This is a genomic window from Coriobacteriia bacterium, assembly GCA_014859305.1.
Lineage (GTDB): Bacteria > Actinomycetota > Coriobacteriia > Anaerosomatales > Kmv31 > Kmv31.
Genome location: JACUUM010000041.1, coordinates 1 through 24,361, shown reverse-complemented (window position 1 = coordinate 24,361; position 24,361 = coordinate 1). Strand labels below are relative to the sequence as shown.

General features: G+C 72.0%; 20 protein-coding genes and 1 tRNA gene. 20 read left to right on the top strand and 1 reads right to left on the bottom strand.

From position 1 onward, the window contains the following. The first annotated feature begins 41 nt into the window (after positions 1 to 41). Together IBX62_08430 and IBX62_08425 are read left to right on the top strand one after the other, a co-directional pair. Positions 42 to 563, top strand: a complete 522-nt coding sequence (locus tag IBX62_08430; protein ID MBE0477106.1) for an NYN domain-containing protein — start codon at positions 42 to 44, stop codon at positions 561 to 563. After that, complete coding sequence (locus IBX62_08425; GenBank protein ID MBE0477105.1) at positions 560 to 1,270, top strand: DUF554 domain-containing protein; 711 nt, start codon at positions 560 to 562, stop codon at positions 1,268 to 1,270. The genes IBX62_08430 and IBX62_08425 overlap by 4 nt, the downstream gene beginning before the upstream one ends. 66 nt (positions 1,271 to 1,336) lie before the next feature. Here the strand turns inward: IBX62_08425 and nth are convergent, their stop codons facing one another. Further along, positions 1,337 to 2,035 (bottom strand): endonuclease III, encoded by a 699-nt coding sequence (nth, locus tag IBX62_08420; protein MBE0477104.1) that lies wholly within the window; start codon positions 2,033 to 2,035, stop codon positions 1,337 to 1,339. 499 nt (positions 2,036 to 2,534) lie between these two features. Here nth and mfd point away from each other — a divergent pair, with 499 nt between their 5' ends. The 18 genes from mfd to selB form a co-directional block, all read left to right on the top strand. Then, on the top strand, positions 2,535 to 5,999 hold the full coding sequence (mfd, locus tag IBX62_08415) for a transcription-repair coupling factor (GenBank protein ID MBE0477103.1): 3,465 nt from the start codon (positions 2,535 to 2,537) through the stop codon (positions 5,997 to 5,999). Beyond that, positions 5,996 to 7,015: a peptidylprolyl isomerase gene (locus IBX62_08410; protein ID MBE0477102.1), complete on the top strand. Its 1,020-nt coding sequence runs from the start codon at positions 5,996 to 5,998 to the stop codon at positions 7,013 to 7,015. Before mfd ends, IBX62_08410 begins: the two co-directional genes overlap by 4 nt. Positions 7,016 to 7,040: 25 nt before the next feature. Then, positions 7,041 to 8,471, top strand: a complete 1,431-nt coding sequence (gene mazG, locus IBX62_08405; GenBank protein ID MBE0477101.1) for a nucleoside triphosphate pyrophosphohydrolase — start codon at positions 7,041 to 7,043, stop codon at positions 8,469 to 8,471. Continuing rightward, positions 8,468 to 9,754, top strand: coding sequence for a phosphopyruvate hydratase (gene eno / locus IBX62_08400; protein ID MBE0477100.1), 1,287 nt, complete (start codon positions 8,468 to 8,470; stop codon positions 9,752 to 9,754). The genes mazG and eno overlap by 4 nt, the downstream gene beginning before the upstream one ends. A gap of 72 nt (positions 9,755 to 9,826) precedes the next feature. Further along, entirely contained in the window at positions 9,827 to 10,693 is an 867-nt protein-coding gene (locus tag IBX62_08395; GenBank protein MBE0477099.1) for a class I SAM-dependent methyltransferase, read from the top strand. A 76-nt stretch (positions 10,694 to 10,769) separates the two neighbouring features. Further along, entirely contained in the window at positions 10,770 to 12,185 is a 1,416-nt protein-coding gene (gene pyk, locus IBX62_08390; GenBank protein ID MBE0477098.1) for a pyruvate kinase, read from the top strand. A 311-nt stretch (positions 12,186 to 12,496) separates the two neighbouring features. Continuing rightward, positions 12,497 to 12,832, top strand: coding sequence for a septum formation initiator family protein (locus IBX62_08385; protein MBE0477097.1), 336 nt, complete (start codon positions 12,497 to 12,499; stop codon positions 12,830 to 12,832). Then, the gene (locus tag IBX62_08380) at positions 12,829 to 13,341 is read left to right on the top strand and encodes a DUF501 domain-containing protein (protein MBE0477096.1); all 513 of its coding nucleotides are present in this window, start codon (positions 12,829 to 12,831) and stop codon (positions 13,339 to 13,341) included. Before IBX62_08385 ends, IBX62_08380 begins: the two co-directional genes overlap by 4 nt. Further along, complete coding sequence (locus IBX62_08375; GenBank protein ID MBE0477095.1) at positions 13,338 to 14,285, top strand: Ppx/GppA family phosphatase; 948 nt, start codon at positions 13,338 to 13,340, stop codon at positions 14,283 to 14,285. Before IBX62_08380 ends, IBX62_08375 begins: the two co-directional genes overlap by 4 nt. A gap of 65 nt (positions 14,286 to 14,350) precedes the next feature. Further along, positions 14,351 to 14,436, top strand: a tRNA-Leu gene (locus IBX62_08370). Positions 14,437 to 14,504: 68 nt separating this feature from the next. Next, complete coding sequence (locus IBX62_08365) at positions 14,505 to 15,161, top strand: cobalamin B12-binding domain-containing protein (protein ID MBE0477094.1); 657 nt, start codon at positions 14,505 to 14,507, stop codon at positions 15,159 to 15,161. Further along, positions 15,162 to 16,325, top strand: a complete 1,164-nt coding sequence (locus tag IBX62_08360; protein MBE0477093.1) for a tetratricopeptide repeat protein — start codon at positions 15,162 to 15,164, stop codon at positions 16,323 to 16,325. A 206-nt stretch (positions 16,326 to 16,531) separates the two neighbouring features. Further along, positions 16,532 to 18,385 (top strand): beta-galactosidase trimerization domain-containing protein, encoded by a 1,854-nt coding sequence (locus IBX62_08355; protein MBE0477092.1) that lies wholly within the window; start codon positions 16,532 to 16,534, stop codon positions 18,383 to 18,385. A gap of 102 nt (positions 18,386 to 18,487) precedes the next feature. Next, complete coding sequence (locus tag IBX62_08350) at positions 18,488 to 19,870, top strand: EAL domain-containing protein (GenBank protein ID MBE0477091.1); 1,383 nt, start codon at positions 18,488 to 18,490, stop codon at positions 19,868 to 19,870. Between the two features lie 183 nt (positions 19,871 to 20,053). Then, positions 20,054 to 21,091: a selenide, water dikinase SelD gene (gene selD, locus IBX62_08345; protein ID MBE0477090.1), complete on the top strand. Its 1,038-nt coding sequence runs from the start codon at positions 20,054 to 20,056 to the stop codon at positions 21,089 to 21,091. A 34-nt stretch (positions 21,092 to 21,125) separates the two neighbouring features. Then, on the top strand, positions 21,126 to 21,461 hold the full coding sequence (yedF, locus tag IBX62_08340; GenBank protein ID MBE0477089.1) for a sulfurtransferase-like selenium metabolism protein YedF: 336 nt from the start codon (positions 21,126 to 21,128) through the stop codon (positions 21,459 to 21,461). 59 nt (positions 21,462 to 21,520) lie between these two features. Beyond that, complete coding sequence (locus tag IBX62_08335; protein MBE0477088.1) at positions 21,521 to 22,924, top strand: L-seryl-tRNA(Sec) selenium transferase; 1,404 nt, start codon at positions 21,521 to 21,523, stop codon at positions 22,922 to 22,924. Continuing rightward, a partial coding sequence (gene selB / locus IBX62_08330; protein MBE0477087.1) for a selenocysteine-specific translation elongation factor occupies positions 22,925 to 24,361 on the top strand: 1,437 nt, incomplete at its 3' end.

Genomic DNA, 24,361 nt, shown 5'->3' with positions numbered 1-24,361 from the left:
CCCGCTGGCCCCGGCGGCCGTCGCGTCGTACCATTGTCCGCATGCTCTACCTCGTCGACGGCTACAACATCACCCGTGCCGACGATGCCACCAGACGCCTGCCGCTCGATCGTCAGCGCGACGCGCTCGTGGCGCGCCTGCGCGTGCGCGGGCCCGACATGCTCGGCCGAGGGCGCATCGTCGTGGTCTTCGACGGGCGCCCTGAGCCCGGCGAGGGCGGCGAGGCGGGCGGTCCGGTAGAGGTCGTGTTCTCGCGCGGCGAGTCCGCCGACGACCTCATCACCCGCCTGGCGGCCTCCGCCGAGGAGAAGATCGTGCTGGTCAGCTCCGACGGCGAGCTGCGCGACCGGGTGAGAGCGGCCGCGGTTCACGGTGTCGAGCTGCGCTCGTCGAGCTCGGCGTGGGAGGAGCCCCGCGCCGGCGCGCGACGGCGCGGCAAGGGACGCGGGAGGTTCCCGGCGTCGACGGCCGGGCTGCCCCCGGGCGCGAACCGCATCACCGAGGAGATGAAGCGCATCTGGCTCGAGGGCGGGGACGACTCGGGGAAGGAGACCGAGGAGTGAACGGCGTCGCCGTCAACGTCGCCGCCGTGCTCGTCGGCACCGCGGTGGGCCTGCTCTTCGGCAAGCTGATCCCCGAGCGGTTCCGCACGACGGTCGTATCGGGCGTCGGACTGTTCACGATAGCCATAGGACTGAAGATGACGATCGCGACCGAGAGCCCGCTGCTGCTGGCCGGCTCGCTGGTCGTCGGCGCCGTCATCGGGGAGTCGCTGCGCCTGGAGCACCGGCTGGAGCGGTTCGGCGCAGCGCTCAAGGACGCGGCGAAGCGCGTGCCGTGGCTGGCCGCCGAAGCGAACGGCGAGAGCGGGGGTCACCGCATGGTCGAGGGCTTCGTGACGGCCAGCCTGCTGTACTGCGTCGGGGCGATGACCGTGCTCGGGTCGCTCCAGTCGGGCATGGGCGATCCGACGCTGCTCTACATCAAGTCACTGCTCGATGGCACGATGGCCATCCCGTTCGCCACCATGTTCGGTGTGGGCGTGGGGTTCTCCATCATCCCGATCGCGGCGATCCAAGGGTCGCTCGCTCTCGCCGCCCACAGCGTCGAGCCCTACATGACGGCATCCGTGATACGAGAACTCTCCGCTGCCGGCGGCGCGCTCATCGCCGGCATCGGTCTGGATCTGCTGGGCATCAAGCGGCTGCCGATCGGGAATCTGCTGCCCGCCGTCGTCGTCGCGGGAGTGCTGGCCTGGTTCTTCGCCTGAGGTGGGGCGCTCGCCGGCGCTCCGGCCCTCGGCAGCGACACGGGGACGAGCCCCGGGGGCCGCCGGTCAGGACTCGTAGGAGCCGCCGTTCGGCCTCTCCCGCCATCCAGGCACCCGGAACGCGCTGGGACACAGGTCGTTCACCGGACACGAGCCGCAGATCGGGCGCTTGGCCGTGCAGACGTTGCGCCCGAGAAGGATGAAGCGGTAGTTGAACGAGCCCCACCACTCGCGCGGCAGCAGCTCCGTCAAGTCGCGCTCGATCCTGTCGGGGTCCGTCTCCTTCGAGAGGCCCAGCCTTCCGGCCAGGCGCTTCACGTGCGTGTCCACCGCGATGCCCTCGACCTTGCCGAACGCGGTGGAGAGCACGATGTTCGCCGACTTGCGCGCCACGCCGGGGAGGCGCATCAGCTCCTCCATCGTATCGGGAACCTCGCCCCCGAACTCGCCGACCACCATCCGTGCCGCCCCGATGATCGAACGCGCCTTGTTGCGGTAGAAGCCGGTCGGCTTGACGATAGCCTCGACCTCCTCGGCGTCCGCCGAGGCGAGGTCGGCGGGCTCGGGGAAGCGCTCGAAGAGCACCGGCGTGACCTTGTTGACGCCCACGTCCGTGGTCTGCGCGGACAGGATCACCGCGACGAGCAAGCGCCATGGCGTATCCCAGTCGAGCGCGATGCGCGCGTCGGGCCATACGTCCGCCAGCCGCCGGCACACCTCGACGGCGCGCTGCCGGACGGGACTGTCCTCTCTCAGCTGCGGCATATCGAGAAGTGTACCCGAGCACACAGAACGCGCCGAAGGCGTGAAGGAACCTCATCGGCTTGCCGATGCATGCGGCGGAAGGTCCTTCAGCGGCGAGCCGGGTTGGCCCGCGACATGCAAAGGTCTCGAGCGGGAGCATGCCCGCGAAGGACGAAGGTGCGACCGTGTCGGCTTTCAGGGACCCACAGGATACGTTCAGGTGCCCGCTGCTCGTGGCCGGGCTCTCGAAGGACGACGCGCGGCGCGCCTCCGAGAGCTGTCACGTCGAGTGCCGCTTCCGCATCCGCGGACGGTGCGGGTGCCGGATCGTGGACATCCGCCCGACCGGCGCCGGACGCCGATCCGCTTAGCGTACCGGCGACCCGGACCGTCCGTCGGCGCGGGCGTCCTCGCGCAGCTTCCGCTTGACCCTCCTGACCGCCGGGGATACCCTTTGCGAGCCCCCGCTCGGCCGCCGACGCGGGGCCGTTGCGCTGCCCGGACGAGCACCGGAGACGCCGTGGACCTTCTGCACGCAATCCGAGAGCATCTTCACGCCGCGAGCCCTTACCGGATCGCCGGGGAGGGTCTCGCGCGCGGCGAGGACGTCACCCTCGCGGCACCCGGCCTCGTCAGGCCGGCGCTGGTGGCGGCGCTGTGGTCCGAGCGGCCCCGACCCTCGCTGGTGGTCGTACCGGGCGAGGAAGCGTCCGAGCGCTTCGCTCGGCAGGTCGCAGCCTACATCCCCCGCGACCGGGTCCTCCATCTGCCCGAGCGTCGGGAGACGCCGTGGTCGCCAGAGCCGCCCGACATCGAGGCGGTCGGGCGGCGCGCGCGGGCGCTTCACGCCCTCGGCGGCCGGCGCGAGGTCGTGGTGGTCGCCTCTCCGCGGGGGCTGATGCGCACCGTCCCCCCGCGCGGCTCGCACGTCTACGAGCCTCTGACGCTGGCGGCAGGCGGGACGCTCGACCTTGAAGAAGCCGCCGAACGCCTGGCGCGGATGGGCTACGAGCGCCTCGAGCGCGCCGAGGACCGGGGGCGGTTCGCGGTCCGCGGCGGCGTGTTGGACGTGTTCCCGTCCGAGGCGGTCGCGCCCGTGCGCGCAGAGCTCTTCGGCGACGAGGTCGAATCGCTGCGGCGCTACGTGCCCTCCAGCGGCCAGGCGGTCGCGGACGCGGGACCGGTGGAGGTCTACACGTGTCGCGAGGTCGCCCTGGGGTCGCGCGCCGCGCAGGCGGCGGAGCGGGCGCTGGGCGACGAGGCGCTGCGCGACCAGGGCGTGGCGTTGGCGCTCGAATCGATCAAGGCCGGCGTGTACTTCAACGGCGTGGAGCAGTACCTGCCCGTCCTGTACAAGCAGCCCGGCGCCGTCACGGACTACCTCCCGCCGGAAGCGCTCGTCGTCGTGGCCGAGCCGCGAGCGCTCTTCGACGACTCCGCGCGCTGCCACGGGGAGATCACGGCCAAGGCCGTCGAGGACGGCAAGCCGATGGAAGGCCTGTACCTGAAGCCGTCGCAGCTGGACCTCGGCGGCCGGCAGCGCCTCACCTTCGTCTCGCTGCTGCGTGCGGGGTCCGGCGTCGACGCGGAGCTCGTCGCGCGCCGTCCGGAGGTCGCCGGCGGCGAGGACCGTCTCGTCGGCGGCCTGCGGGCGCTGCTCGCGCTCGAGTACGCGGTCGTGATGGCCGTTCCCGCGCGCGAGACGCGCAGGCGGGTGGCCGACGTCCTCGTCGGTGGAGGGATCAGCGTGGCCGAGACGTTGCTGGACGCCGGCGCGCGGGAGGCCCCGGACGGGCTCGCTCCGGGCGTCGTGCATCTCAGCCGCGCCGAGGTGCCGTCGGGCTACGTCGTGCCGGACGCGCGGCTCGCGGTCGTCAGCGTCGACGACGTCTATCCGCGCTCGGCCGAGGCTCGCCGCGCGCGCTCGGCGGGACGCCCCATCAGCTTCGACTTCGCGCCCGGCGATCACGTGGTCCACTCGACGCACGGGATCGCGCTCCTCCGCGACGTGGTGCGCAAGGAGGCCGGCGGCGCCGTCCGCGACTACCTGCTGCTCGAATATGCGAAGGGGGACAAGCTCTACGTGCCCACGGAGCAGCTCGACCGCGTCAGCCGCTACGTGGGCGCCGACGCGTCCGCGCCTCGCGTCACCAGGCTCGACACCGCGGACTGGTCGAAGGCGACCGGCAAGGCGCGCAAGGCGGTCAAGAAGCTCGCGTTCGACCTCGTCGACCTGTATGCGAGACGCTCCAGCGTCTCCGGTCACGCGTTCGGTCCCGACACGCCGTGGCAGCTCGAGATGGAGGCGGCCTTCCCCTTCGAGGAGACGCGCGACCAGCTCGCCGCCATAGCCGACGTCAAGGCGGACATGGAATCACCTGCGCCGATGGACCGGCTCGTGTGCGGCGACGTCGGCTACGGCAAGACCGAGGTGGCCATCAGGGCGGCGTTCAAGGCCGTGCAGGACGGCAAGCAGGTGATGGTGCTGTGCCCGACGACCATCCTCGCACAGCAGCACTACACGACCTTCTCCGAGCGCTACGCGCCCTTCCCCGTGCGCGTCGAGGTGCTGTCCCGCTTCCGGACGGCCAAGGAGCAGGAGGAGTCGCTGCGCGGTCTCGCTGCCGGCGAGGTCGACGTGCTCATCGGCACGCACAGGCTGCTCTCGCGCGACGTGACACCCAAGGACCTCGGCCTGGTCGTGATCGACGAGGAGCAGCGCTTCGGGGTGGAGCACAAGGAGCATCTGAAGCACCTCCGCGAGCAGGTAGACGTGCTCACGCTCACGGCAACGCCCATCCCGCGGACGCTCCAGATGGCGCTGACCGGCGTCCGGGAGATATCGAGTATCGACACGCCCCCTCCGAACCGGTTCCCGGTGAAGGTGCACGTCGGCGAGTACGACCCGGAGGTGGTGAGCGACGCGATACGCCGCGAGGTCCAGCGGGGCGGGCAGGTCTACTTCGTGAGCAACCGTGTGCGCACGATCGAGGAGGCGACGCGTCGCGTCGCCGATGCCGCGCCCGAGGCGCGCGTGCGCGTGGCACACGGGCGGATGAGCGAGCAGGCTCTCGAGCGGGTGATGGAGTCCTTCGCCGCGGGCGAGTTCGACGTGCTCGTCTCCACGACGATCGTGGAGAGCGGCATCGACAACCCCCACACGAACACGCTCGTCATCGAGGACAGCCAGCGACTGGGCCTCGCCCAGCTCTACCAGCTCAAAGGACGGGTCGGCCGTTCTCACGTCCGCGCGTTCGCGTACTTCCTCTTCCCCCGAGGAGCGAACCTGACCGACGAGGCCTACGAGCGCCTCACCGCGATCCGCGACCACGCCGACATGGGCTCTGGCATTCGATTGGCCATGCGCGACCTGCAGATCCGCGGTGCCGGGTCGCTGCTGGGCGCGGAGCAGCACGGCAACATGAGCGCGGTGGGGTTCGAGCTGTACTCGCAGATGCTGCGCGAGGCTGTCGCGGAGGCGCGCGGCGAGCCGCTGCCGGAGCCGCTGGACGTCCGCGTCGACCTGCCCGTCGCCGCGTTCCTGCCTGAGGAGTACGTGCCCGACACCGGCGAGCGCGTCCGTCTCTACCGCCGCATCGCCGCGGCGGGGACGCCGGAGGCCGTGGAGCGCCTGTCGGCGGAACTGACGGAGACCTTCGGTCCGCCACCCGAGGCGGCACGCAACCTGCTCGGTGTCGCACGGCTCAAGACGGCGGTCGCGGAAGCGGGCGGCTCGGCGTTGACGATGAGCCGCAGCCGGGTCGCCGTACACCCCGTCTCGCCCGGTCCGGAGGCCCGGGGTTCGCTCGCCAAGGCCGGCGGGCTGTACCTGGAAAGGGACAGAAAAGCGGTGCTCCCGGCAGCTCCGGGGCAGGCGCCGATCGAGGCGGCGGCAGTCTTGCTGGATGCTATACTTGCCCGAGCCGTTCCCGCACGAGCCGGGGGGCGGACGGGAACGCGTCGACAGGAGGAACGACAGGCATGAGCAGATCCGCCCGGTTCGCCGCCATCGCGTTGGTCGCGGTGCTGGCGGTGTCCCTTTCGGGCTGCGGCGACAGAGACGTCGCGGCCAGGGTCAACGGCGAAGTGATCAAGAAGTCGCTGATCGACAAGCAGATGGAGCAGGTCAAGAAGCAGTACGCCTCGATGTTCGAGGGCGCCGACGGCGACGCCCGTCTGCTCGACTTCCGCGAGCGCCTGCTCGACAACGCGATCAACGGGGTGCTGATCCGCCAGGCCGCGAAGGACGAGGGCATCACGGTCACCGACGCGGACGTCGACAAGAAGATCGAGGAGCTCAAGGCGGGGTTCGCCAACGAAGAGGCCTTCAACCAGGCGATCGAGAAGTCCGGCATGAAGCTCGAGGACCTGCGCGAGCAGCTCAGGGACCAGGCCGTGACGACCAAGCTCGTGGAGAAGCTCACCCGCGACGTCAAGGTCGACGATGCCGCGGTCGACGAGTACTACGAGAAGAACAAGGAACAGTTCGTCGAGAAGGCCGCCGTGCACGCTTCGCACATCCTGTTCTCCGAGGACGACAAGTCGACGGCCGAGAAGGTCCTGACCCAGGTCAAGAACGGCGGTGACTTCGCCGAGCTGGCCAAGGAGTACTCCAAGGACACGGTGTCGGCGGCCAACGGCGGGGACCTCGGATGGCCGACGACGCCGTACGTGCAGGAGTTCCAGTCCGCCGCCGACAAACTCGAGCCCGGCGAGGTCTCCGATCTGGTCAAGAGCCCGTTCGGCTGGCACATCATCAAGGTCGTCGAGAAGCGCGGCGATCGCCAGAAGCCACTGAAGGAGGTCCGCGAGCAGATCTCGGACATCCTGAGCCAGCGGCAGCAGGCCGAGGCGTATCAGAAGTACGTCGACAAGCTGCGCGAGAAGGCCAAGATCGAGATCCTCGACCCCGAGCTGAAGAGCAAGAAGGTCGACGTCGAGGGCTCGGGCGGGGACAAGGGCTCCGAAGGCGAGAAGCCTGCCGAGGGCGACGGCGAGTAGTCGCGCCCGTTGGGGGGGGAGCCGGGTGGGATCCGTCTCGATCGTCGGACTGGTCGAGGGCCGTGAGTCGCTGAAGTCCGCCGCCGTGCTCGACCGCGTGCGGCGGGCCGCGACGGTGGTGGTCCCGTCCGCCGACGCGGCGGCACTCGGCGAGCTGGCGACGGCCGAGGTACCCGTCACCACACTGGGGGAGATAGGGGTCTCGGCGGACTCGCCGGTGGAAGAGATAGTGGACGCGATGGTCGCCCTCTCCAGGGAGGGCGACCTCGTGTATCTGGCCCCGGGCTACCCGCTCCTGAGAGAGGGGATCGTCTCCGGCCTCCTCGCGCGCTCGGGCGAGAACGTGGAGGTCTTCCCCGACGCCTCGCCGCTGCACGTGCTGCTCATGGCGCTGGACATCGACCTGACCGCCGACCTCGACATCGTGGACGTCCACAGCCTGCGATGCGCGGCCGTCGGCCGCGCCTCGCACCTGATCGTCACCGGCGTCGCCGATGGCTCGCTCGCCCGTTCCGTCGCGGAGCAGCTCGCCGAGACGTACCGGCCCGACCATCCCGTCGTCGTGGCCGGCTGCCTCGAGGGCGGGGGGTTCGACCTGGGCATGTACACGGTCGCCACCCTTCCCGAGGCGGAGCTGTGCTCCTCCTCGGCGATCCACGTGGGGCCGAGCCACCCGGTGCCGCCGCACGGCTTCGAGGAGTTCGTGCGGCTGATCGCCGTGCTGCGGGGGCCGGGAGGTTGCCCCTGGGACCGCGCCCAGGACCACATGTCCCTGCGGCAGAACATGATCGAGGAGGCGTTCGAGGCCGTCGCCGCCATCGAGGCGGGCGAGTCCACCGAGCTCGCGGAGGAGCTCGGCGACGTGCTGCTGCAGGTCGTGCTGCACGCGCAGATGGGCGCCGAGGCGGGCGAGTTCACCATAGACGACGTCATAGACGGTATCGCGGCGAAGATACGTCGTCGCCACCCGCACATCTTCGGGCAGGCGATCGCGGGTTCCCCGGCCGAGGTGCTCAAGCGATGGGACGAGATCAAGCGCGAGGAGAAGGCGGGGGGGCCGACGGGTGTCTTCGGGGGGATCCCCCACGCCCTGCCCGCGCTGATGTACGCGGCGAAGCTGTCGAGGCGCGCGGTCGCGGTGGGCTTCGAATGGCCGACCCTGGACGCCGTGTGGGAGAAGGTCCACGAGGAGATAGAGGAGCTCAAGGCGACCGAGCCCGGGTCCCCCCAAGCCGCGGACGAGATCGGCGACCTGCTGTTCACGGTCGTGAACCTCGCCCGTAAGCAGGGCATCGACGCCGAGACCGCGTTGCGCGGCACGTGCGAGAAGTTCAGGACGCGCTTCGAGGCCGTCGAGCGCGCGGCGCAAGCGCGCGGAGTGACGCTCGAGGAGATGGGCATCGACGAGATGGAGAAGGTCTGGCGGTCCGCCAAGACTGAGGAGGAGCAGCGATGAGCATCATCACCGACGTGCACGCGCGCGAGATCCTCGACTCCCGGGGGAACCCCACGGTCGAGGTGGACGTCGTGCTCGACGACGGGTCCTTCGGACGCGCGTCCGTGCCGTCGGGCGCCTCGACCGGCGCGCTCGAGGCCGTGGAACTGCGCGACGGGGACGAGCGCTACGGCGGCAAGGGCGTGCGCAAGGCTGTCGAGAACGTCAACGAGACGATCGCCGACGAGGTCGTCGGCCTGGACGCCACAGACCAGCGGCTCGTGGACATGACGATGATCGAGCTCGACGGCACGCCGAACAAGGCGAACCTCGGCGCCAACGCGATACTGGGGGTGTCGCTGGCAGCGGCCAAGGCCGCCGCCGAGTCCACCGAACTCACGCTGTACAGCTACCTCGGCGGCGCGAACGCGCACCGGCTGCCGGTGCCGATGATGAACATCCTCAACGGCGGCGCGCATGCCGACAACAACGTCGACCTGCAGGAGTTCATGGTGATGCCGGTCGGCGCTCCCACCTTCTCGGAGGGGTTGCGCGCCTGCGCCGAGATCTACCATACGCTCAAAGGCGTGCTCAAGAGCCGCGGCCTGGCCACCGGCGTGGGCGACGAGGGCGGCTTCGCGCCGGACCTCGGCTCCAACGAGGAGGCGCTGCAGGTCATCGTCGAGGCCGCGGAGAAGGCCGGCTACGAGCCCGGCGGCGATGTCCGCTTCGCGCTCGATCCCGCCGCGACCGAGCTCTACGACGCCGAGCGCGGCGTCTACGTGCTCGCGGGAGAGGGCCGCGAACTGTCCTCGGAGGAGATGGTGGAGCTGTACGCGGGGCTGGTCGAGCGCTATCCGATCATCTCGATCGAGGACGGCATGGCCGAGGAGGACTGGGACGGCTGGAAGCTGCTGACCGGGCGCTTGGCCGGCCACGTCCAGATCGTCGGCGACGACCTGTTCGTGACGAACACGGAACGGCTCCTTCGCGGTATCGGGATGGGTGTGGCCAACTCCATCCTCGTCAAGCTCAACCAGATCGGCACCCTCACCGAGACGCTCGAGACGATCGAGACGGCGAAGCGGGCCGGCTACACGTGCGTGATCTCGCACCGGTCGGGCGAGACCGCCGACACCACCATCGCCGACGTGGCGGTGGGCACCAACGCGGGACAGATCAAGACCGGGGCGCCCGCCCGCTCGGATCGGGTCGCCAAGTACAACCGTCTTCTCGCGATCGAGGAGGAGCTCGCGGAGGTCGGGCTCTATCCCGGGCTTGCGGCGTTCTACAACATATCTTAAGTTTGGGGCGTGGGAGCGGCGGCCTCGCGCGCGGCGAACCGCGTTCCCCCCTCGACGGGTAGGGGACCACCCATGGAGAGCGGACCGGCTGCCGGGCCCGGCGTACTCCCGTTCGACGCCAGCCTTCGATCCACCCTGGAGCGCAGGGAGCGCCTCGCCGACCAGTATGGCAGGGCGTTCGGGCAGGACAGGGTGTTCCCGGCGCTCCTCCAGGTCCTTCTCGAGGAGGTGCCCGAGGGTGTCGCGATCCTCGAGGTCGGGGCGGCCACGGGCCTGCTGACGCGGCCCCTGCTGGAGCGCGCCGGCCACCTCACCGCCATGGAGCCCTCGGAGGGGATGCTGCGGCGCCTGCTGGAGAGCGACGTGGCGTCCTCCCCGAAGCTGACGACGATCAAGGGCATGGCCGAGGACCTCCCGCCCGGTGTCGCCTACGACGTCGCGGTCGTGACGTTCACGCCTCGCCGCGGCGTGGCCTTGCTGCGGCTGCTCTCGGAACTGGCCCTGCGCGTGGCGACCGCCGTCGTGATGCTCGTCGAGGTCGACGGCGCGATGGACTGGGCCTACCTGGCCCGCTCCGCGGCGCAGCAGGGCTTCGGCGTACGCGTGCGGATCGTGGCGGACGAGGCCCGGGAGCGGTTCGCCGCGGTGATGGTCGCGGAAGTCGGCGAGTGGCGTCCGTGGCTCGGGTCGGCCGACTGGACGTCGGACGCCGACGAGCTCGAGGTCCCCTTCCCCGCCCCGCGTGGTGCCGCGACGCACGTCATGCGCTACTTCCTGGAGAGCGGCAGCCGCGCCTTGCTGGTCCGCACGGACGACCGCGGCGCGGAGCGCCTCTCCGGCAACCTGCGCACGGCTGCGCACCGCCTCGCTCGCAGCGGGGTTACGGTGCGTCGTGAGGGGAACGCTATACAGGTGGTCCGGCTCCCTTCGACCGAGTAGGCGCGCCGGACCCCGTGAGCGTTCCGAGGAGCGGCGGCGCTGCCGCGCTCCGGGCGAGCCGTGCGAGGTGGGGGAGATGCCCGGCCGGAGGACCAAGATCGTCGCCACGCTCGGGCCCGCCACGCGCTCCGGGGAGGTCGTGCGCCTCCTCGTGGAGTCCGGGCTCGACGTGGCACGCCTGAACGCGTCGCACGGGGAGCCGGCGACGCTGCAGGCACAGCTCGACGCCGTGCGCTCCGCCGCCACCGCCGCCGGGAGCACGGTCGGCGTCCTGCTCGACCTCGGCGGACCGAAGTTGCGGGTGGGCCCCGTCCGCGAAGGGGTGACGCTCGAGGCGGGGCAGGAGTTCACCCTCGAGAGCGGCGAGTGCGAGGGCGACGAGCGCCGGGCGTGTCTGACGTACAGGGGCTTCGCCGGCGACGTCCACGCGGGCGACCAGGTGCTGCTCGACGACGGCAAGCTCCAGCTGAGGGTGACGGGCGTCCGGGACAGCCACGTGGAGACCCGTGTGGAGGTCGGCGGGCCGCTCTTGAGCCGTAAGGGAGTGAACGTCCCGGGGGTCCGCCTCGGCGTGTCCTCGATCACCGAGAAGGACGAGCGCGACCTCGGATGGGCGCTTCGAGCCGGGGTCGACATGGTGGCCCAGTCGTTCGTCCGCGGGCCGGAGGACGTCCATCGGCTGCGCGAGCTCATGGAGAGGCTCGGCCAGAGCGTCCCGGTGGTGGCCAAGATCGAGAAGCACGAGGCCGCCCAGGCGCTCGACGGCATCGTGGACGCCGCCGACGCGGTCATGGTCGCGCGCGGCGACCTCGGCGTGGAGACCTCGCCCGAAGACGTCCCGGTGCTCCAGCGCAGGATCGTCGACCTCTGCCGCCGCACAGGGACGCCGGTGATCATCGCGACCCAGATGCTGGAGTCGATGACGCTCTCGCCCAGGCCGACCCGGGCCGAGGCCTCCGACGTCGCCCACGCGATCTTCTCGGGCGTCGACGCGGTGATGCTCTCCGGCGAGACGGCGGTGGGCGAGTACCCGGTCGAGGCCGTCACCACGATGCAGCGCATCACCTCGGCGGCGGAGGAGGCCGTCTCCGGCCAGCTCGCCGGCGGGTACGAGCGCGGGGTGGCGGGCGACGTGACGCGAGCGGTGAGCGCGGCGGCGTGCGAGCTCTCCGAGGACCTGGGCCTGGCGGCCATCCTCACCGCGACGGAGTCGGGTGCGACGGCGCGGGCGGTTGCCGCCCAACGCCCCTCGACCCGCATCGTCGCCGTGACCCCGCGGGAGGAGGTAGGCCGACGGCTCGCGCTCGTGTGGGGCGTGACGCCGATCGTGATGGAGTTCCCGGACACCTTCGACCGGATGCTCGAGCGATCGGTCGAGGCGGCGCGCGACGCGGGGCTGGTCGCCTCCGGGCAGTCGGTGGCGATCACGGGCGGACTTGCTTTGAGGCGTGTCGGCACGACCGACTCGATCCAGGTCCGCCGCGTGCCCTGACAGGCCCTTCGGAGCGCCCACCTGCGGCGTTCGGGATAAACCTTGACTTCAGCTGTAGTCTTCCGGCCCAGGCCTCTTGTGGTAACATCCTGGGCGGCGGAACGGCCGCCGAACATGCAGCCTGCCCACAGGACTCCATGAAGCGCTCGTCTTCACACAGGTCGCGCTCCGGGGCTGCGACGAACGGCCGGGTCTCCTCGCCGCGTGGGCGCTCGACGCCGCGTGCGGGCGGCCGCGGTCGTCCGTCCTCGCGTCGCGCCCCGGCGTCCCGTGCCGGAGGCGGCCCCGCTCGCCGACCCCTGTCATGGCCCGTGTGCGTCGCCGCCGTGCTCGCCCTGGCGCTGTGGGCGTTCTATCCGGCGGCGCGGGTGGACTACCGGGAGCAGCGCGAGAAGGCCCGCCTCGAGCAGGAGCTCGCGCGGCTCAAGGAGCGGAACACCGACCTGCGCGCGCAGGTGGACAGGCTCAAGACCCCCGAGGGCGTGGAGGAGCTCGCGCGGAGGAACCTCGGCTACGTCGCGCCCGGCGAGCACGTCTACGTGGTGAGCGAGACGGCGGAGCCCACCGCGCCCGTGGCGCCCCTCGCCGAGGAGCGGCGCTCCACGCTCGGGCAGCGGATCCTCGACTACGTCTTCGCGGTCGAATGAGCGGCCGGGACGACGTGCTCGTACGGAGCCAGATCGGCCGCGCCCCGCGCCGGCCGTGGCGCGTCGCCGTGCGCTGCCGGTTCGGGTACCCCCAGGTCATAGCGACGCCGTCCGTGTTGGAGGACGGCTCCCCGTTCCCCACCTTGTACTGGTTGACCTGCCCGTATCTCGCCCGAGCCGCCTCCGACCAGGAGTCGGCGGGCGGAGTCGCGCGCGAGGCCGGCGTCCTGGCGGCGGACCGGGCGCTCGCGACGGCGATGCGCGCGGCCGACGCCGTCTACCGGACGCGCCGCGCGGAGGAGAGCGGGGGGTCCGACGCGTGCGAGGACGTCGGCATCGCGGGACAGCGCGACCCGCTGGCGACGAAGTGCCTGCACGCGCATGCCGCCGCCGCGCTCGCGGGCGTCGTCGACCCCGTCGGCCGGCGAGTGCTCCGGCCTTGCGGCGCGTGCTGTGAGGATGACGAGTGCGCCGCGCTCCGTCACCCGCGTCCGTGGGGGGCGCGATGAGGGTCGCGGCCATCGACGTCGGCACCGTGACCACCCGGCTGCTCGTCGCCGACGTCACGGAGGGGCCGGACGGCGTCTCGCTGGTTCGCGAGGTGCTGCGCGACCTGGAGATCACCCACCTCGGGGAAGGCCTCGAGGCGACGGGGCGTCTGTCCGATGCCGGCATGCGCCGGGTGGCGGCTGCGGTGCGCCGTTTCGCCGGCGGCGCCCGGGTGGCCGGGGCGGAACGCGTGGCCGCGGTGGCGACCTCGGCGTGCCGGGACGCGGCCAACACGGCCGAGCTCCTGGAGATGCTCGCCGAGGCCGGAGCGCAGGCCGAGGTGGTGTCCGGGGAGCGGGAGGCGCGCCTGTCGTTCCTCGGCGCGGCATACTCGCTCACCGGCGACGGGCTTCTGGTCGCGGACCTCGGCGGCGGGTCGACGGAGCTCATCCTCGGCCACGCGCACGTGCGCGGCGTGCCGGAGGTGGAGGCGGCGCGCTCCTACGACGTGGGCTCCAGGCGCATGACCGAGCGCGTGCTGGTGACGCACCCGCCGGCTCCCGAGGCGCTGGAGCGGGCGCGGGAGTGGGCGCTCGCCGAGATGCGGCCGTTCTTCGACGAGACCCCCGGCACTCCCAGGGTGCTCGTCTCGCTCGCGGGCACGGCGACGACGCTCTCGGCGATCCATCACGGGATGACCGTCTACGACCCGGAGCGGGTGCACGGCTCGGTGCTGACCTCCGAGGACCTCGACGCGCTCCTCGAGCGGCTGGCGCCTCTGACTCTCGAGGAGTTGCGGGAGGTGCCCGGGCTGCATCCGGGTCGCGCGAGCGTCATAGTCGCCGGGGCGGTCGTGCTGAGCGCGGTGCTGGAGCTCTCCGGGCTTCCCTCGACTGTCGTGAGCGAGCACGACATACTGTACGGGATCGCGCTGGATGCGTACTCCGCCCGGGAGCGGCCATGAGCGTCCGGAGGACGGGCCGTACGGCATCCGGCGGGGCCGGCGGGCCGGCCGGCGGAGGGTCGCGCGGCGGTGTATCCGAATCGGCACAGGAGGGGGCCTTAAAAGCCCCTGGCCGCAAGGCTTGTGGGTTCGACTCCCACCACCGCCACCACCGCGACGGGTCGCGCGGGTGCGGCCGAGGGAGGACGGCCGAGCGAGGCCACGGAAGGGGGTCGGTGCATGGACGGTGACGGTCCGGCCCGGCTCTACCAGGCCTTCGTCGACCAGGATCCCGCCGCCGCGATCGAGGTGATCGAGCGGGCGCGCTCGGGCGGGCTGTCCCAGCAGACGCTCTTCGACTCGCTGTACGCCCCCGCGATGGCGCTGCTGGGGGGCGCATGGGCCTCCGGCGCCGTCGACGAGGTCGCCTTCGCGCAGGCCGCGGTCGTCGCCGAGCAGATCGGCTCCTTCGTCATCCCGCCCGCCTCCGCCGCGGACACCGGGCTCACGGTCCTCATCGGCGTGATGCAGCGTGACGCGCACTCGGTGGGCAAGAACGTGATCGCCGCGGCTCTGAAGGAGGCGGGACACCGGGTCGTCGACCTCGGCGTGGACGTCCGGCCGGCGGAGTTCCTGGAGCGAGTGGAGGAGACGGGCGCGCGGATCGTGTTCGTCTGCGCCGAGACGGGCGCGACCGCGCGCGCCGTCGCCCGCGTACGCGACATGCTGACCGCCGGAGGGCATCCCGACGTCGTCCTGCTCGTCTCGGGAGGGCCGTTCGAAGCCGATCCCGCGCTGGCGCGCGATGCGGGAGCGAACGGCGTCGCGCGCGGGGCCGAGAGCGCTCTTCGGCTGGTCTCCCGGGTGGGCGATGAGCTGCTCGGGCGGGAGGGCTAGGTGCCTCAGCGGTCTCGACAGGTGCTCGTCGCCGAGGGGCTGGCCCGGCAGGGTCAGCTCCAGCCGGCGGTGGAGGCGTGCTACGAGGCGTTGCGCATCGACGAGGGCGAGCCGTTCGCTCACGCGCTGCTGGCCGAGCTCATGCTCGCGGGCGACTTCTACGAGCGCGCCGTCCACGAGGCCACCCTCGCGATAGAGGTCGACCCGGGCTGCGCGCCTGCGTATCTTGCGCTCGGCCTGGCCTACGACCGGCGCGGCGGGATGTGGGACCAGTCGATCCTGGTCTGGCACGAGCTCGCCGAGGTCGTCCCGGACCTGGTCACCGCGCACGTGCAGCTCGGCGAGGCGCTCGCGGCGTCGGGCTTCGAGGAAGAGGCGATCGAGAGCTGGCGGCGCGCGCTCGAGCTGGACCCTGCCGAGCCCAGGGCCATGTACGACCTGGCGGTCGCGGCGCTCAAGAGGGAGGGGATGGCCACCGCGCTCCCGGGCTTCCGCAAGGCCGGCGAGCTCGACCCCTCCGCCGACGAGCTGTTCTTCTGGCTCTCCGGCGTCCAGGAGAACGACGAGGCCGCTCCGAGCCCCTCCGAGGTGGCGCCGGATCGCGACAGCCGGCTGCGCGCGGCGCGGGAGCTCGCCTACGAGGAGGACCTCTTCTTCGCCATGGAGCTTGTGCGGGCGATCCTCGGCCAGGGCCCGGACGACGCCGAGACGCTCGCGCTGGCGGCGTACGCCTACCTGAAGCAGGAGGCCGTGAACGAGGCGGTCGCTTGCGCGCTCCGCGCGCTGGCGATCGACGCCGCGGAGCGCACGGCGCTGTACTGCCTCGGCGTGGCGTTCTCCAAGCGCACGGGGCTCAACAAGCACGCCTCGCGGGTGTTCGCCTCGCTGGCCAGGGCGGCCGAGGAGCACCCGCTGCCGCACGTGCTCTACGCCGAGTCGCTGCTCGGCCTGCAGCGCTACGCGGCGGCCAAGCAGGCCTACCGGACCGCGGTGGCGCTCGACCCGGCGTGCGTGAGGGCCCGCTTCGGGCTCGCCGCCGTGTACGTCACCGAGGGCCGGCACGCTCAGGCCGAGTGGGAGATCCGCCGGGCGGCCTACTACGACACGAAGCGTCAGGGGCTGTTCTGGCGGCTGTACGACGACTACGCCGAGGGGGGGTCGTAGGGGTCATGCCGAGGAAGCCCCCGAGCCGCGGCGGGTCCGAGCCCGCGAGCGGGCGCCGCGCGGAGCCGAGTCCGGGCGCCTCACCCCACGCCGGCGCTCCGCCCGCCAGGCACTCCGCGCCCGCCGCTCCCGAACCGTCGGCATCCGTCCGCGAGGCCCCGAAGCGTGCGAGGGCGCCCCGGCGCAACCCCCTCTTCCCGATCGGAGTGGCGTACTACCCGCTCGACTCCGAGACGTCCGGCCCGGCGGACTGGTACGCGGGCGACGTGGGGGCGGACCTCGGCGCGTTCGCCGAGGCGCGCATGTCGCTCGTTCGCGTCTTCCTCTCGTGGCGGGTGCTCGAGCCGCAGGTCGGACAGTACAACGAGGAAGCTCACGAGCGCTTGGACGCGCTCGTGGCGGCGGCGAGGGCGAACCGCCTGCAGCTCATCGTGACCCTGTTCGCCGACGACCGCCTCGCCGAGCTCACCGAGGTGCTCTGGGGCACGCGACGCGACCCCCGCACAGACCAGTACCTCATCGGGCGCGAGGTCGCGCTCGTCCAGCGCATCGTGAACCGGTACCGCTCGGAGCGCGCGATCTTCGCCTGGGACCTGGCGAACGAGGCGTTCGCCTCGGGGTTCGCCTCGGCGGAGGAGCTGGAGGCCTGGGCGGCCAAGATGAGGGAGGCGATCCGCGACGTCGACGCGGAGCGGCCGGTCACCCTCTCCGTGGATCCGGAGACCCTCTTCCATGGGACCGGCGTCGACCCGCGCGAGGCGCTGGGCGACTGCGAGTTCGTCGTCAGTCACGTCACCGCCGAATACCGCGCGTACGCGGCGGAAGGGCCGGTCACGTCGGGGCCGGCGACGTACCTCGACTCCTTCCTGCTGCGAGCGGCGGGCGGGCACGTGCCGGTGCTGCTGGACGACGTCGGCGTCGCCTCGCTGGACTTCTCGCCTGCCGAGGAGGCCTCCTACGTCCGCACGGTGCTGTACTCTGCGCTGATGAACCGCGCCGCCGGTGTGGTCCTGCGCCGCCACCGCGACTTGGACACCGAGCGCCGGGAGCCCTACTTCCGGGATCCGTTCGAGGTGCTCGTGGGCGTGGCGGATACCGACGGCGTTCCCAAGCCGTCCCTCGGCGAGGTGCGCGATTTCGCCCGGCTCGTGGCCCGCGTCGACCTGCGGACCCACTCCCTTGCGCCGGAGCGCACCGCCGTCGTCGTGCCGGGCGAGCGCTACGCGTCCCTGCCCCGCCTGGCCGGGCTCTTCGACCCGCGCGCGTGCCTGCAGTCCTACACGTCCGCGAAGGAGGCCCACCTCCCCGTGACCGTGGTAGGGGAGACCGAGGAGTTCGGCGCGTACTCGGTCCTCGTCGTGCCCTCGGCCTTCGACTTGGAGGGCGAGACGTGGGATCGCCTGGCCGGCTTCGTGCAAGGCGGCGGGTCGGTCGTGCTCTCCTACGGGGGCGGCGACGCGCACCCCGCCCTCCGTGAGATCTTCGGCGTCGAGTTCCTCGGCGACCACGGGCCGCGGCGGACGCTGTCGTGCCGCGTGGCGCAAGCCGACGTGCTCGGCCGGCTCGCCTCGTTCGACGCCAAGCTCGACATCCCGGCCTTCGCGCTCCTCGGACACGGCGGCGCGACGGTGGTCGCCACGGACGCGACCGGCTCGCCGCTCCTCACCGTGCACCAGTACGGCCAGGGTCGCGCGGCGCTCATCGCCGCGCCGGTCGAGAGGGCTCTGGCCCAGGGCGACGCCTGGGTCGCGCCGGCGGCGGTGCGCGCGATGCTGCGAGGGGTCTACGGTGCCGTGGCGGCGGGGGCGGGCTGCGGCGCGCAGGTGGGCTGCGACGTGCCCGAGGTGGAGGTCGCGCTGTTCGCGGGGGAAGAGGACGGCGTGCTGCTGCTGCTCAACCACTCGCCTGAGAAGGTCACGGCCCAGCTGACCTTCGACCAGGCCGTCGCGACGGTCGAGGACGTCCGCGGCGGGACGCCGGTGACCGTCGGCGGGACGAGCTTCGGCGCGCCCTTGACGGCGAACGGGGCTAACGCGTTACGGTTGCGCTACGCGAGGTGACGGCGCGGGGGGCGGCCGGCGCGTCCCGGAGGGGGCGCAGAGAGGGGGCCGCGGGATGCCGGACACGAGTAGCGGCCGCAGGAGAGTCGAGGGGGCGGGGAGATGAGCGAGCGGCCGGGGCAGACGGATCATCTGCTCCAGTCCTGGATCGACCTCGGGGAGGCCGTGGAGCGGCACTCCGAGATACGGAGGCTGTTGTTCGACCCGGTCACCGGTCTGCCGACCACTCCTCTGCTCTTCCCGCGCATCCAGGTGCTGCTCGAGGAGCGCGGCGAGGTCTCTCTGCTGTGCCTGAACGTCGTGCGCTACAGCAAGATCGAGGAGATCTACGGCTGGGAGGTCTTCGACGACGTGATGCGCGAGACGGCCCAGGCGCTCGAGTCCATCACCGGTGTGGACCTCCGCGACAGCGACATCATCGCCGAGCTGATGATCTCGGGGAACTCGTTCGTGGTGGTGCTCTCGCCCCCCCGCAACACGCTGCACGCCGCCGACGAGGCGCTCGAGGCGCTGTGTGCGCGTGTCGAGTCGCGCATCCGCGAGATCCTCGGCGAGAGGCTGGAGCCGGCGCTGTACCGCAAGTTCGGCTGCTATGTGGGCGCGTCGAAGATCCTCCGGGACCACAGCGTCCGGCTCGAGCGGCTCGTGCACGACGGCCTCGAGCGGGCGCTCGCCGCCTCGGCCCGCCGCGAGGCCGACGACGGGCAGCGGCGCGTGGAGGCGTTGCGCGACATCATCGCCGCCGAGGAGGTCCGGACGCTCGTCCACCCCGTCGTGCGCCTGGACGACCTGTCGGTCATCGGCTACGAGGCGCTCTCCCGAGGACCCGAGGGCGGCGAGTTCGAGCGGCCTGACAAGCTGTTCGGCGTGGCCTACGACGCCGACCTCGTCTTCAAGCTCGAACGCCTGTGCCGCAAGAAGTCGCTCGAGACCGCCCGCCGGCTCCCCGAGGAGCGCCTGCTGTTCCTCAACATCGAGCCGGAGGCGGTCTCCGACCCCGAGCTGCGCGAGATGGTCTTCTCGACGCTGCTCGCCGACGTGGGGATGACGCCGGAGCGGGTCGTGCTCGAGATCACGGAGCGCTGCGCGATCGACGACTTCCGCGCGTTCCGCGCCACGCTCGAGTACCTGCGCGCCATCGGCTTCCCGGTGGCGGTGGACGACGGGGGAGCGGGCTACGGCTCGCTGCAGTGCCTAGCGGAGGTGCGGCCCGAATGGCTCAAGATCGACATGTCGCTCGTGAGAGGCATCGACGGCGACGAGATGCGCGAGAGCCTCGTCGCCAGCCTCGCCGCCTTCTGCGACCGCGTGGGCGTGCATGTGGTCGCGGAGGGCATCGAGACGGAAGAGGAACTGGCGAAACTGCGGGAGCTCGGCGTCGAGTTCGGGCAGGGGTTCCTCTTCAGCCTGCCCTGTGAGCCGTATCCTGAGGACGCCGCTGTCACGGCGTTCCGAGACGGCGGAGGGGCCGGCAGCGCGGCGTGAGGTCGTCCTTCGGCGGCGCGCGCCGGCGTCGTCGTCCCCCGGACGGCCGGGCACGGCCGTCCTCCCCGGCGGCGCTCCTCCTCGGTCCCGCGGCCCGCCGGTCTCCACATCGCATAAGCATCTCTTATATACTGTCTCGTGCTTCTCGATGATGGAGTGTCGTCGATCGAACGGGAGCCGCACGTGGCGGACAGCGAGCGCATCCGGCTGACGCAGATGTCGTCCAAGTCGGGTTGAGCGGCCAAGTGGGGTCCGGAGGACCTCCGCGCGATACTGGAGCGCCTCGAGCCGGCGGGTGGCGAGGAGCTGCTGGTCGGTTTCGAGACCGCCGACGACGCAGCCGTCTACCTGCTCGGGGAGACCGCCGTCCTGCTCACGGTCGACTTCTTCACCGCCATGGTCGACGACCCGTACGACTTCGGACGCATCACGGCCGCCAACGCCCTCTCCGACATCTACGCCATGGGCGGCCGGCCGCTGACCGCCATGAACCTGCTCGCCTTCCCGTGCAAGACCGACCCCGAGGTCGTCGCGGCCGTCCTGCGCGGAGGCGCGGACACCTGCGCGAAGGCCGGGGCGCTGGTCGTCGGCGGGCACACGATCGACGACAAGGAGCCCAAGTACGGGCTGTCGGTGATGGGCGTCGCGGACCCGGACCGCGTCGTGCGCAACGTCGGCGCGCGCCCCGGCGACGACCTCGTGCTCACCAAGCGCGTCGGCGTCGGCATCATGAACACCGCGCTCAAGGCGGGCCTGGAGACCGAGGAGAGCCTGCGCGGCGTCATCGAGTCGATGGCCTCGCTCAACAAGGCCGCCTCCGAGGCGATGGTGGAGGTCGGCGTGAGCGCGGCGACGGACGTGACCGGCTTCGGGCTGCTGGGCCACCTGCACGAGATGGCATCCGGGAGCGAGGTGGCCGCCGAGCTCGACCTGGACGCCGTGCCGGTCTTCGAGGGCGCGCTGGGCTACGCGCTCGAGAAGGTCCGTCCCGGGCGCACGGCGGACGTGGTGGCGTCTCTGGAGGAACGCGTCGAGTGGGGGCCGGCCGACGAGGCCTGGCGCGACGTGCTCTGCGACCCGCAGACCAGCGGCGGGCTGCTGATGGCGGTCCCGCGGCAGCGTACGGCGCTTCTGCTCGACGCGCTGCGGACGCGCGGCGAGGAGGGGCGCGTGGTGGGGCGCATGGTCGCAGGCGAGGTGGGGCGGATCCGGGTGCTGTGACGTCGCGGGAGCGGCGCGGACGAAAGGCTGCGAGATGTTCATGCTGCTCGTGACGGGCGACCGCATCGGGCGGGGCGACGAGGAGCTCGGCGCGCTGCTGATGAAGAACTTCCTGTACTCGCTGGCCCGTGCCGAGACCAAGCCGGACCTGGTGGGCTTCATGAACGCCGGGGTGAGACTGACGTGCGAGGGCTCCCAGTCCCTCGACGACCTGCGGCTGCTCGCGAAGCAGGGCGTCTCGGTGAGATCGTGCGGCACCTGCCTGGACTACCTCCGGTTGAAGGACTCGCTCGCCGTCGGCGAGGTAGGGACGATGTCCGACACCGTCGCTGCCGCGGCGGCAGCCGGCAAGGTGATCACCGTCGGGTAGCAGAGCCCGCTGCGTCCGCATCCGCTCCGCGCGCCTCCTCCTCGGATAGAATGGGTGGCATGGACGTTCAGGCCAGGCTGCGGCAGCTCCCCAAGGTCGACGAGGCCCTCAAGCACCCGCGCGTCGTCGCGATGCTCGAGGCCGCGCCCAGGGCGCTTGTGGTGGAGGCGCTTCGCGAGGCGATCGAGGCCTCGCGCGAGCGGCTGCTCGCCGACGAGGACGCCCGGCACTCCGAGGAGCTGCTGCTGGCGGAAGCCGAGGCGCGTCTGGCCGGCAAGACCCGGCCCAGCCTGCGCCGCGCGATCAACGCGACGGGCATCGTGATCCACACCAACCTCGGCCGCTCCCCCCTGGCGCCGGAGGCGGCCGAGGCGGCCGCGGAAGCCGCCGTGGGCTACTCGACGCTGGAGTACGACGCGGAGACCGGCGAACGCGGCAGCCGCCACGTGCACGTGGAGGAGCTGCTCAAGCGCGCGAGCGGCGCCGAGGCGGCCATGGCGGTCAACAACAACGCCGCCGCAGTGCTGCTGGCCATCGCGGCGCTCGCTCGTGGCAAGGAGGCGGTCGTCAGCCGCGGTCAGCTCGTGGAGATCGGCGGCTCCTTCCGCATCCCCGACATCATGCGGGAGTCCGGCGCGACCATGGTCGAGGTCGGCACGACCAACAAGACCCACCTGCGCGACTACGAGGAGGCGCTCACCGACCGCACGGGGTTGCTGCTGAAGGTCCACTCCAGCAACTTCCGCGTCGTCGGCTTCACGGAGGAGGTCTCGCTCGCCGAACTCGTCGCGCTGGGCGCGCAGCACGGCGTGCCGGTCTACGAGGACCAGGGGTCCGGCGTGCTGGTGGACCTGCGCGGCTGGGGGCTGCCCTACGAGCCGACCGTGCGCGAGAGCGTGGAGGCCGGGGCGGACGTGGTGAGCTGCTCCGGGGACAAGCTCCTCGGCGGGCCGCAGGCGGGTATCCTGGTAGGCAAGTGGCACGTGATCGCCAAGCTGAAGAAGCACCCGCTGGCCCGCGCGCTGCGGCTGGACAAGATGACGCTCGCCGCTCTGGAGGCGACCTTGCGCACCTACGCCGAACCCGAGCTCGCCGCGGTCCGGATCCCGACCCTGCGCATGCTCACCACGCCGGTCGAGGAGATCCGCGCCCGCGCCGAGCGCCTGGCCGCGCTCGTGGCCGAGCACGCGCCCGGAGCCTTCGCCGCCGAGGTGGTGCCCGAGGTCTCGCGCGCCGGCGGCGGCGCGCTGCCGATGGCCGACATCGCCACCCACGTGCTGGCGCTGCGACCGCTGCACGGCACCGAGGTCGAGATCGAGGAGCGTCTGCGGCGGCGCGAGGTGCCGGTCGTCGTGCGTGTCAAGGAGGACAGGCTGCTGCTCGACCCGCGCACGCTCACCGAGGCCGAGGAGCGCGAGGTGGCTCTCGCCCTGGCCGAGGCGGTGCCGGGGCCGGGAGGGTAGATGGCGGCCTCGCTCGTCCTCGGCACGGCCGGGCACATCGACCACGGGAAGTCCACCCTCGTCAAGGCGCTGACCGGGGTGGACCCGGACAGGCTGCCCGCCGAGAAGGAGCGCGGAGTCACCATCGAGCTGGGCTTCGCGGAGCTCGAGCTGCCCAGCGGGCGGCGCATGGGCGTCGTCGACGTGCCGGGGCACGAGCGCTTCGTGCGGCAGATGGTCGCCGGGGCGACCGGCATCGACGTGGTGCTGCTGGTGGTCGCCGCCGACGACGGGGTCATGCCCCAGACGCGCGAGCACCTCGCGATCATCGACCTGCTCGGCATCCCGAAGGGCGTCGTCGCGCTGACCAAGGCCGACCTGGCCGAGCCGGAATGGATCGCGCTCGTCGCCGAGGAGGTCGAGTCCCTCCTGGAGGGCACGAGCATCGCCGGGGCGCCCGTCGTACCCGTCTCGGCGCGCACCGGCGAGGGGCTGCCCGGACTGCTGGCCGCGCTGGACGAGGTCGCAGCCTCCGCCGAAGCGCGCAGGAGCAGCCTGCCGTTCCGGCTGCCGGTGGACAGGGTGTTCACGATCGCGGGCGCGGGCACCGTGGTCACCGGAACGCTGTGGTCCGGCACGGTCCGGCGGGACGAGTCGGCGGAGCTGCTGCCTTCTCGCGCCAAGGCGCGGGTGCGCTCGGTGCAGGTCCACTCCCGCTCGGTGGAGGAGGCGCACGCCGGACAGCGCGTCGCGCTCAACCTCGCCGGCCTGGACAAGGCCGACGTCGCGCGAGGGGACGTGGTCGCCGCGCCGGGGACGCTGACCGTCACGGACCGGTTCGACGCGCGCTTCACCTATCTCCCCTCCGAGGAGAAGCCCTTCGAGACGGGCACCCGCGTGCACGTGCACCACGGCACGCGGGAGGTCCTCGGGAGGGTCCTGCTCATGGAGGCGGATGCGCTCCGGCCCGGAGAGAGCGGGTACGCGCAGTTCCGGCTGGAGGAGCCGCTGGCGCCGCGCTACGACGACCGCTTCATCGTCCGCAGCTACTCCCCGATGTTCACCATCGGCGGAGGGGTGGTGCTCGACGTGCTGCCGCCGCGCCGCTCCGCACTGAAGCCGCACGAGCGGGCGCTGCTCGACGCGATGCTCGCCCACGACCTGGCTGCCGCCTCCGAGGGCCTCCTCGCCGCCCGCGCGATGCCGATGACCGCGGCGGAGGTCGCCGCCGCGCTCGGCGTCCCGCTCGCCGAGGTCGCCGGCAGGCTCGACGCCGCCGGTCTGGCGCGTCTCGACGCCGGCGGCGAGAGGTACTTCGTGGCGCCCGCGGCACTGGACGCGCTCACCGCGGCCGTCGAGCGCGAGCTGCTGGCGTTCCACGGCGCCGAGCCCAGGGCCACCGGCATCGCCCTGGCCGCGCTGCGCGACCGCGTGGACCGGCACCTCGGCCTCAAGCTA